Consider the following 9,568-nt stretch of genomic DNA (forward strand, 5'->3'; position numbering starts at 1 on the left):
ACCGGTGGGCGCACCCGAGCCGGCGAGCATCGTCTCCTGATCGGAGACGTCCGGCTCGAACGGCGCCGCCGCACCACGCACGGGAGCCGGGGGCGCCGCGGGAGCCGGGGGAGGCGGCGGGATGAGCGTCACGGCCGGGCCGTCGGCCGCACCGAGCCGCACCCGCACCTCGCCGCCGCGCAGGGGGACGACACTGGCCCGGGAACCGTCCACCCAGATGCCGCTGGAGCTGATGTCGCGGGCGAGCCAGCCGTCCGCGGTCGACTCCAGGCGCAGGTGCCGGCGGGACACCCGTCCATCGGACATGACCACGTCACAGTCCCGGCCGCGGCCGATGACATGGTCGCGCTCGGGTTCGAGCACCACCTCGCCGGACGGGGTGACGATCCGCATCACGTTCACTGCATGTCCTCTCCGGGACGCCGGCGCGGAGCCATCAGGCTGGGAAGACATCGCCGCCGCGCACGGTCACCGGGACCGGGGGCAGGGGGGTCTTCGCGGGTCCGGCGACGGGCTCGCCGGTGCGGGTGTCGAACGCGCTGCCGTGGCAGGGGCAGCTGATCCGGCCGTTGGCCACCGAACTCACCTTGCAGCCCTGATGGGTGCACACGGTCGAGAATCCCTGGACCGTGCCGGTCGCGTCCCGGGTCAGCACGACGCCGGCGCCGGCCAGGATGACCCCGCCGTCCGCCGGCACGTCGTCCACCTTGGCCAGCGGCGCGGCCGCACCACCCGCGCCCCCGCCACCGCCACCGCCACCCGCGGCGGTCGAGCCAGCCGCGGCGTCGTCGGGCTTGGCCGCGTCACTGCTGTGGGCGACGGCGTACCCGGCCGCACCGCCGGCGACGGTGACCACGATGCCGGGAACAACCAACCGCCGGCTCGGCGCTTCCTGCGTCATGACGTCGTCCTAGGGTTCGAGCGCGGGCGGTCAACGGGCATCGGCGCGACGAACTCGCCCCGCTCAGACATGCGGGATGCCGGACTGCGTGAAGAACCACAGCGAGGCGGTCAGCCAGAGTGCGACCAGGCTCGAGAGCACCAGCGAACCGAGTACCGGCAGTGCCCAGCCGGGCATTCCGCGTACCCGCAGGCTCAGCATCTTCGCCGCGTACGCCCCGTAGAAGGCGCAACCGGCGATACCGTGCGCCACCACCCTGGGCTCACCGGTGGCGAATCCCAGCGACCAGACGCAGGTGAACGCCACCGGCAACGTCAGCACGAACGCCGTCGTCCCGCTCCACCGGTGCAGCGGCCCGATCCAGCCCGGCGCCGCCCCCGCCCCGGGCAGCCGCCCCCACATCCACAGCGCCGAGGTCAGCTGCACCAGCGCCAACACCACGGCCGCCGTCGTCAACCAGGCCTTCATCGGCAACGTGCCCGAGAAACCCAGGTCGAACAGCGGCTTTCCAGCCGGTTCGTGAACCTTCGCATAGACGCCCGTGGCCACCGCGACAGCGGCGCCGAGCAGCAGCACACCGGCCACCGCCGTGCCCCGAGACCCCGGTCTGGCCGACGGTTGTGCGTCGACAGTCATACCCCGTCCCCCTCACTCCCCGCGACCAGGTGTCCCCGCCTGGTCGCGGCTGCCCCCGCTCGGGGGCATATGCCGCAGATCATAGCCATATTGATCATGGTTAAGGTGCCCCGAAGGTCGCCGTTGTCCCGCGACAATGGCCGACCGGGCGATCTCCCGGTCCCGATCGTCGCTGGCGCGACAGGGTATTGACCATTTTTTGCCGTCTGGTCGTTTTTAACCCGAGCACCTGCGGCTTGTCCGTCCATTGTTCGGATGCGCGGTCGGGTGTGCTACGAGGGGCCGCCGGGGCCGTCGGGGCGGGTGAGGCCGGTGGAGCCGGTGAGACGGGCCATGGCGAGGCGAGCGGTGAGCGCGCGGGCGTGCACGGCGCGACGCAGGTCGTCGGTGGCGTCCACGACGACACGGTGCAGGACCCGGCCAAGGTCATGGCGGGTGAGCAGGGCGTCGGCCGCGCGCACCGTGCGCGGGGAGACGGCGAAGTGGGGGTAGGCGGCGAAGGCGATCTGACGGGCGGCGTGGGGGGTGCGGCGGGTGGCCATGGCCGGTACCTGCTCGAAGTAGCGCTCGACGTAGGACGCGGTGAGCTGCTCCTGCTCGGGCTGCCAGAAGCCGTCGGCGCTGGCGGTGACCAGACGGGCCGAGGGCTGCTCGGAGAGCATGATCAGATCCCAGGCGCGGGCCTTGGCGGTGGGATGGGCGATGGCGGCGCGGGCACTGCGGTCCCGGTCGGCCTCGGCAGTGATCTCACGCTCCCCGGCCTGGCCCAGGGTGACCAGCCGGTGCAGCAACGTCCAGCGCAGTTCCGGGTCGACGACCAGACCGGGAGGGACGTCCCGGCCGGACAGCCACCCGGCGAGTTCGGCGGTGTCCGTCGTCCCGGCGAGACCGATGGTGCCGCGGGCGGCGGACAGCTGACGTCCGCTGCCGGCCGGGGCCTCGGCGAGCACCTGCCGGCAGACGGCGTACAGGCGAGCGGCGGGGTCGCCTCGGTCGGTGGGGGCGAGGTAGCGGTTGAGGGCGATGGTGCGGGCGAACCGCAGGACGTCCTCGAACACGGCGAGCTGGGATTCGCTGGGCAGCGCGGCCTCGGTGAGGTCGAGGTGGCGCTCGGCGGGCCAGACCGCGTCGCGGGTCGCGTCGGCGGCAGCCGCCCAGATGACGGCCCTGGTCAGCGGGTCGGTGAGGCGGGGCAGGACGTCGGGGAGGGCCTCGAGGTGCTCGACGGTGAACCGGGTCTTGGCGTAGGTCAGATCGCCGTCGTTGACCAGCAGCAACCGTCCGGCCGGGGTGCCGACCAGCTCCGGGACGGCGGTGTCACCGTCCGGTGCGTCGGCGGCGAGATCGACCTCGACCCGCCGCAGCAACCCCAACGGCGAGCCGGCCACACCGTCCGCGCCCTCGCCGTAGACGGCGAGGGCGACGCGGTGCGGGCGCAGCGTCGGATAGCGGGCCGGGGCGGTCTGGCGGACGGTGACGGCGCTGAGGCGTCCGGCGTCGTCGACGGCGATCCGCGGGGTCAGCGTGGTGACCTGCTCGCGGCGCAGCCACACCTGCGCCCAGCCGGTGAGGTCCCGTCCGCTGGCCGTGGACAGGGCGGAGAGCAGATCGTCCAGGGAGGCGTTGGCGAAGGCGTGCCGGGTGAAGTAGGCGCGCAGGCCGGTGCGGAAGGCATCCTCGCCGACCCAGGCGACGAGCTGACGCAGTACCGAGGCACCCTTGGCGTAGGAGATGCCGTCGAAGTTCAGCAGGGCGAGGGCGGTGTCGGCGACGTCGACGGGTGCGACCGGATGGGTCGAGGGCCGTTGGTCGGCGGCATAACCCCAGGCCTTGCGGCCGACGGCGAAACTCGTCCAGGCGTCGGTGAACCGGGTCGCCTCCGCGGTGACCCGGTAGCCCATGTACTCGGCGAACGACTCGTTCAGCCACAGGTCGTCCCACCAGCGCATGGTGACGAGGTCGCCGAACCACATGTGGGCCATCTCGTGGGCGATGACGACCGCGCGCAGCTGCCGCTCGGCGTCGGTCACCGCCGACCGGTAGACGAACTCGTCGCGGAAGGTGACACAGCCCGGGTTCTCCATCGCCCCGGCGTTGAACTCGGGGACGAACGCCTGGTCGTACTTGCCGAACGGGTACCGGTCGGCGAAAAGCTCGTGGTAGCGGTCCAGGCAGGCCCTGGTCACCTCAAGGATCTCCGCCGCGTCGGCCCGCAGATGCGGTGCCAGCGCCCGGCGGCACAGCAGCCCGAGCGCGATCCCGTCGTGGGTGTCCTCGATGACGTGGTACGGCCCGGCGACCACGGTGACGAAGTAGGTCGCCAGCGGCGGCGTCTCGGTGAACTCCCAGCGTCCGGGCGCGGTCTGGTGGCCGGCGCCGTTCGCGCGTACCACCCAGTCCGGCGGCGCCAGCACCACCAGACGCACCGGGGCCTTGAGGTCCGGCTGGTCGAAACAGGTGAAGATCCGCTGGGCGTCGTCGAGGAACGTCTGGGCGTAGAGGTAGACCTCGCCGTCCTCGGGATCGTTGAACCGGTGCAGCCCCTCGCCGGTGGTGGAGTAGCGCATCGTCGTCGTCGTGACGAGCTCGTTGGACGCGCCGAGCTCGTCGAGCATGATCCGGTTGCCGTCGAGCGCCGCCGCCCCGAGCACCCGCCCGTTGAGCCGCAGCTCATGCACCTCCACCGCCTTGAGCTCGGCGAAGCCGCCGGTGGGGTGCTGGGGGTCGCGCAGGCTGAACCGCACCCGGGTCGTCGAGCCGAACTCCGTCGACGTGCGGGCCGCCGTGAGATCCAGCTCGATGTCGTAGCCGTCGACGCGCAGCAGCCGCGCGCGGGCGATGGCCTCGTCCCGGGTGAGCGTGTACATACCGCGAACCTACGAGATGTGGGCCGGGCCTGGTCAGCGGATGGCCGCGCGGGTGCGGCGCAGCCAGAGCAGCCCCACGATCGGCAGGATGACCGGGATGAACAGATAGCCGCTGCCGTACGTGGACCACACGGCCTGGTCGGGAAAGGCATCGCTGTCGAGCACACTGGCGGTGCCGACGGCGAGCACCCCGACCAGCTCCGTGGCACAGGCGGCCACCGCGACCTGATGCCAGCGCCGCCCGCGCCGCGTCAGCGCCACCGTCGCCACGACGTAGACCACGGCGGCGAACGCGGACAGCAGATAGGCCAGCCGGGCATGGTCGAACTCGGTGGCGATCTGGACCGCGGACCGCGAGCAGGCGGCCACCGCGAAGATCGCGTACACGGTCACCAGAATCCGCCCCGGCCCGCTCGCCGTGCCGCCGGTCACGGGAACCTCAGCCACCGGTGTTCTCCCAGACCTGACCCATCCGGACGACCACCATCGCGGCCGCGAGGAACGCGACGCCGAGCACCGCGCTACCCCAGCGCGTGCGCTCACCCGCCGTCCACCAGACGCCCGCCGGGAGCACCAGGACCGAGCCGATCAGATACAGCACGAAGACAGCCGGTTCCCCCGCCCTGCTCGCCGCCGATCAGCTTCACCACCGCGGCGACGGCCTGGGCGAGCAGGACGAGCTCGCATCCACCGCTGGCCACCAGCAACCCCCACCCCCACGGCCCGGTCCCGTGCTGTCCGCACCAGGCAGACCAGCGCGGCGACCAGCGTTATGCTGATCGCCGCGGCCTCAAGACCAGCGATCATCCATGCCCCCTTCGCCGTCGAGGTGCCTCCGGCCAGCTACTACCGATCGTAGGACTCGCCGAGCTGGCGACGACCCACAGCAGGTGGCGAGGCGCGGCAGGGCGTGACGAGACGCGGTGAGACGCGGTGAGGTGGGCGGGGGCGGGGCGGCCGGTGGGCATCGATGTGCGGCTGGGCGTGGGCCTGGCGCTGTTGCTCGCGGTCACCGTCGGGGTCCTCACCTGGGCCCGGGTTCCGCGCCGCCGGGACGTGCTGACCGCCACGGCACGCGCGATCATCCAGCTCACCATGATCGGACTCGCGTTGCGCGGTGTGTTCGCCGCGCCGCCCGCCACCATCGCGGTGCTGGCCGTGATGCTGACCGCGGCGGTCGCGACGGCGTCGCGCCGCCTGGCCGGGTTCACGACGGCGACCCGACGGGTCGCCGTCTCCTGCCTGCTGGGCGCGGGTGTCACCCTGGGGATGATCTTCGCCGTCGGCGCGGTGTCACCCACGGTGCGCACCCTGGTGGCGCTCGCCGGCAGCATCATCGGCGGGACGATGACCGCCTGCACCCTCACGGGGCGACGTCTCGGCGACGGGCTGCGCCGCCGCTGGGACGAGGTCGAGGCCTGGCTGGCGCTCGGCGCGTCACCGCGCCGAGCGGTCCTGGACATCGCGCGCGACAGCGTCGCCGAAGCGCTCGTCCCCGCGTTGGACCAGACCCGCACGGTCGGGCTGGTCACGCTGCCCGGGACGTTCGTCGGCGCGCTGCTCGGCGGCGCGTCGCCGGCCGGGGCGGCCCGCTTCCAGCTGGTGGTCCTCGTCGGCATGCTGTGCGCGCAGAGCGTCGCCGCGGTGTCGCTGGCCTGGCAGCTCGGCGCGCCGACCCGTCGCCCCGTCGATCCGGACGCAGACCGGCGCGCCGACCGCGGCGCCGATCAGGACGCCGCGGGCTCCAGCACGAAGAGCGGAATCACCCGGTCGGTCCTGCGCTGGTAGTCGGCGTAGTCCGGCCAGACGGCGACGGCACGTTCCCACCAGCGGACCTTCTCGTCGCCCGTGACCTCCCGGGCGACATAGTCCCGACGGTCGGCGCCGTCCTGCAGCTCGACGTGCGGATCGGCCACGAGGTTGTGGTACCAGACCGGATGCTTCGGCGCGCCGCCCTGTGAGGCGACCACCGCGTACGCACCGTCCTGCTCGACCCGCATCAGCGGCGTCTTGCGGATCTTCCCGGACTTCGCGCCCGTGGTCGTCAGAATGATGACCGGTACCCCGCGTAGTTCGTTACCGCGGGTCCCGCCGGAGCTTTCGTACTCGGCGACCTGATCGCGGACCGGAGCCGCCGGGCTGGGTTCGTACTCACCGGTGAGTGGCATTCCCCCAGTCAACCAGTCGGCCCCGTCCGCGGAGACAACGGCGGTGGAATGACCGGACCTGCCGGGTGACGGGGTCAGGAGCTGAACAGCATGCGGGCGAAGCCGCCGTGCTTGGAGCGGCCATGGCCCTGACCATGGCCCCAGGCCGGCTGGCCGTAATGACCGGGCTGGGCGTAGGGCGCCGGCTGCGCGCCGTAGTGACCGGCCTGCGGGTAGCCGCCAGCCGGGGGGTAGGGCGCGGCGGGCGGCGGCGGGGCGGCCGGCTGGCTCCACTGGCCCTCGAGCCGGGTCAACGCCTCCAGCTCGCCGTAGTCGAGGAAGATGCCGCGGCACCCGTCGCACTGCTCGATCTGCACACCGTTGCGGTTGTACGTCCGCATCGCCGCGTGACACTTCGGGCACTGCAACGTGTAGCTCACAGATGCCACCTGCCGTTTCGGTAAGCGCCAGAATCGGACCCTGACGCGAGCGTACCGGCCCGATGGCGCACCGACGCCGGCGAGTCACCTGCGCGACCGTGGTCCGCGCCCGGCGCCACTCAGGTGTGCGCCTCGTGGATGCGGGCGCAGGCGGCGACGAACTCCCGGTCGACGTCCTCCAACGGAGCGGCCGCGCCGGTCGGGCCATGATCAGACGTGCTGTCCTGGCCAAGGCCGAGGTGGGCGGCGACGGCGGTCGCGGCGTACTCGACGGTGAGCGCGCGGGCTGGCAGGTCGAGCACCGGCCACGGGTCGTCGTCGGCCGGGACGGCCGGTCCGCCGCCAGCGCGATAGGCGTCCAGCAGGCTCGCCCAGCGTTCCAGCGGGAGCAGCCCGGAGGCGAACCACGCCGCGGGACGGGCCAGATCCCAGGCGGGATCGCCCAGGCCCAGGTCGTCCACATCGATGATGCGCCAGCCGACACCCGGTATCTCGACGAGTTGGCCGAAGTGCCAGTCACCGTGCACCACGGTCGTCGGACGCCCCGGCCGGGACGCGGTCGGGCGGCCGAGCGTGTCATGGGCGGCGAGGACGGGGGCGACCAGCGGGTGGGCGGCGTGCGGGCGGAGCCGGGTGACGCGGTCGGTGAGTCGGCGCAGCACGTTCGCCGTGGGCACGGTGGCGAGGTCGCCGAGGCCGACGGGCTGGCGGTGGAGCCGGGCGAGCAGTGCGCCGGCCCGCGTCCAGGGGGCGGCGTCGACGTCGCGCGCGCCGAGTGCGCGCCCCGCGGGCCAGGCGCTGACCAGCTGGGAACCGACCCGCGCCACGAACGTCGCCGGCTGCCCGGCCAGGGCGAGCGGTCCGAGCAGCACCTCGCGCAGCGCCGGGCGCGCGGCGACCCGCAGCCGAGCGGCCAGCGACCGCGGGTCCGTGCCGATCGGATGCGCCTTGAGCATGATCTCGCCGCAGCGCACGATCAGCCGATCATCGCGGCGGGACTCCACCACCGGCGTCCACGGCGCCGCCTGGGACGGGACGTCCGCGGCGGGTGCGAACAGCTCGGCGAGACGCGCCATCGCGGCAGGCAGATCCCCCGCCGACCCACGGGACGTGGGCCCGTCGGGCAGGGTCTCGCCGGGGGCGGTCTCGCCGGGGGCGGTCTCGCCGGGCATGGTCACAGCATCGGCTTGCGCAGCCGCCAGATGCACTCGGACGGCCACCGCCGGGCCCACGCCTCGTCCTCGCGTGCACCGGAAGCCGCGTCCGCGCCGTCCTGGCCATCGAACACCGCCTGGCCGTCGAAGACCGCCTGGCCGTCCTGGGTGGGGCGGGGCGGGCGGGGTTCGAGGAGGTCCTCGATGACGAGTCCGCTCTCGCGGAACAGCCGGATCCAGGTGCCGTAGGGCAGGTTCATGCTGACCAGGCCGTCCGCCTCGGGGACCAGGCGCAGACCGAAGTAGTCGCGGATCAGGCGGGTGCCGGGGGAGTCCCGGCCGGGGCGCACCGTGACCTCGTAGATCGGGCTGACATGGCTGAAGGCCAGCAGGCCACCGGGCCGCAGCACCCGCGCCGCCTCGGGGATCGCCCGGATCGGGTCGGCGAAGCTGAAGGCTCCGTGGTCGGCGAAGACGATGTCGAACGATGCCTCGGCGAACGGCACCGCCTCGGCGCTCGCCTGCACCAACGGGAAACCCAGCCCGGTGTCGGCGGCGAGCCGACGGCTGTGGCTGAGCTGGCGTTCCGACAGGTCAAGTCCGACGGCGCGAGCGCCCCGGCGGACCAGCGCGGTCGACCACTGCCCGCCGCCGCACCCCATTTCCAGCACATCCCGACCGTTGACCTCGCCCAGAACACCGAGGCGCGATTCGGGAATCTCCCACAGGCCCCAGGAGATATCGCCGGTAAACGCCTGGCGGCGGATCTGCGGTCCGTTCAGCCGCTGGTACTCGTCCGAGATCTCGTTCCAGCGTTCCCGGTTGGTGCGTACATGTGTGTCGACCACAGTGCCCTCGTCCTCCTCCCGGCGGACGCGGCGCGGGTCAGGCCGGAGCCGAGGGTGCCGGGTCGCCATGCGGGACATCGTCGTCCGGTCCGTCATCGTATGAGACGGGTACGGAGCACCTTTCGGTCGACCCTTCGTTCACACACTGCCGAGGCCCGGCGAAGAAAATCGGGACACCGAATTCCTCGCCCGAGCCCCGGCAGGATCGCGCACATCCGCGCGGGTCAGTCCCGGGGTTCGGCGACGACGACCGCGGTGTGGGTGGCGCCGGTGGTGCGGGCGCGCACGGCGACGGTGTCGCCGGAGTGGATGTCGGTGATCTTCGCCGTCTTCTGGTCGACGCGGTACTTCGTGTCGCCGGTCAGGACGTAGGTCGCGGCGTACCCGTCCTCGCTGGTGACACTGAGCGAGGTCGGGCTGATCGCGGTGACCTTGCCGCGCTGGCCGTTGACGACCTGGTATCCCTTGTCGGTCCTGACGGTCGCCTCGCCGTGCAGGGCGTTCCGGCGCAGCTGGCGGGCCTCGGCGAGCCGCGGGTGGTCGCGGCCGAGTCGCTGGCCCGCGGGTGCTTCGGT

11 protein-coding genes and 1 pseudogene are annotated in these 9,568 nt (G+C 72.8%); 1 reads left to right on the plus strand and 11 read right to left on the minus strand.

The window, feature by feature from the left end; translation table 11 throughout:
* From G6R24_RS14690 to G6R24_RS22490, 6 genes are all read right to left on the minus strand, one after another.
* Positions 1–393 (minus strand): FHA domain-containing protein (locus G6R24_RS14690; protein ID WP_163549826.1); only part of this gene is annotated, 393 nt, incomplete at its 3' end.
* Between the two features lie 43 nt (positions 394–436).
* Complete coding sequence (locus tag G6R24_RS14695; RefSeq protein WP_163549818.1) at positions 437–901, minus strand: Rieske (2Fe-2S) protein; 465 nt, start codon at positions 899–901, stop codon at positions 437–439.
* A gap of 63 nt (positions 902–964) precedes the next feature.
* The gene (locus G6R24_RS14700) at positions 965–1,537 is read right to left on the minus strand and encodes a DUF6529 family protein (RefSeq protein ID WP_163549819.1); all 573 of its coding nucleotides are present in this window, start codon (positions 1,535–1,537) and stop codon (positions 965–967) included.
* A 272-nt stretch (positions 1,538–1,809) separates the two neighbouring features.
* Complete coding sequence (pepN, locus tag G6R24_RS14705) at positions 1,810–4,404, minus strand: aminopeptidase N (RefSeq protein WP_163549820.1); 2,595 nt, start codon at positions 4,402–4,404, stop codon at positions 1,810–1,812.
* A gap of 33 nt (positions 4,405–4,437) precedes the next feature.
* Positions 4,438–4,851, minus strand: a complete 414-nt coding sequence (locus G6R24_RS14710; RefSeq protein WP_163549821.1) for a hypothetical protein — start codon at positions 4,849–4,851, stop codon at positions 4,438–4,440.
* Positions 4,844–5,005, minus strand: a complete 162-nt coding sequence (locus tag G6R24_RS22490; protein WP_225438546.1) for a hypothetical protein — start codon at positions 5,003–5,005, stop codon at positions 4,844–4,846. The genes G6R24_RS14710 and G6R24_RS22490 overlap by 8 nt, the downstream gene beginning before the upstream one ends.
* Positions 5,006–5,364: 359 nt before the next feature.
* On the opposite strand from G6R24_RS22490, the gene G6R24_RS14720 reads away from it, so the two are divergent.
* Positions 5,365–6,192 carry an ABC transporter permease gene (locus tag G6R24_RS14720; protein ID WP_163549822.1) on the plus strand — a complete coding sequence of 276 codons (828 nt, stop codon included), beginning with the start codon at positions 5,365–5,367 and terminating at the stop codon, positions 6,190–6,192.
* Here G6R24_RS14720 and G6R24_RS14725 read toward each other — a convergent pair.
* The 5 genes and pseudogenes from G6R24_RS14725 to G6R24_RS14745 all read right to left on the minus strand — a co-directional run.
* Entirely contained in the window at positions 6,132–6,572 is a 441-nt protein-coding gene (locus tag G6R24_RS14725) for a nitroreductase family deazaflavin-dependent oxidoreductase (RefSeq protein ID WP_163549823.1), read from the minus strand. The genes G6R24_RS14720 and G6R24_RS14725 overlap by 61 nt on opposite strands.
* A gap of 74 nt (positions 6,573–6,646) precedes the next feature.
* Entirely contained in the window at positions 6,647–6,991 is a 345-nt protein-coding gene (locus tag G6R24_RS14730) for a TFIIB-type zinc ribbon-containing protein (RefSeq protein WP_163549824.1), read from the minus strand.
* A 119-nt stretch (positions 6,992–7,110) separates the two neighbouring features.
* Positions 7,111–8,163 (minus strand): phosphotransferase family protein, encoded by a 1,053-nt coding sequence (locus G6R24_RS14735; protein ID WP_217451661.1) that lies wholly within the window; start codon positions 8,161–8,163, stop codon positions 7,111–7,113.
* A 2-nt stretch (positions 8,164–8,165) separates the two neighbouring features.
* Positions 8,166–8,993: a class I SAM-dependent methyltransferase gene (locus G6R24_RS14740; protein ID WP_163549825.1), complete on the minus strand. Its 828-nt coding sequence runs from the start codon at positions 8,991–8,993 to the stop codon at positions 8,166–8,168.
* A 224-nt stretch (positions 8,994–9,217) separates the two neighbouring features.
* Positions 9,218–9,568 (minus strand): annotated as a pseudogene (locus tag G6R24_RS14745) (hypothetical protein); the annotation flags it as partial.

Origin of the sequence: Candidatus Frankia nodulisporulans (assembly GCF_902806475.1) — a bacterium.
Lineage (GTDB): Bacteria > Actinomycetota > Actinomycetes > Frankiales > Frankiaceae > Frankia > Frankia umida.

Coding starts and splice junctions, on each gene's coding strand:
- G6R24_RS14695 (WP_163549818.1), bottom strand. CDS start 901: ATGACGCAGGAAGCGCCGAGCCGGCGGTTGGTTGTTCCCGGCATCGTG.
- G6R24_RS14700 (WP_163549819.1), bottom strand. CDS start 1,537: ATGACTGTCGACGCACAACCGTCGGCCAGACCGGGGTCTCGGGGCACG.
- pepN (WP_163549820.1), bottom strand. CDS start 4,404: ATGTACACGCTCACCCGGGACGAGGCCATCGCCCGCGCGCGGCTGCTG.
- G6R24_RS14725 (WP_163549823.1), bottom strand. CDS start 6,572: ATGCCACTCACCGGTGAGTACGAACCCAGCCCGGCGGCTCCGGTCCGC.
- G6R24_RS14735 (WP_217451661.1), bottom strand. CDS start 8,163: ATGCCCGGCGAGACCGCCCCCGGCGAGACCGCCCCCGGCGAGACCCTG.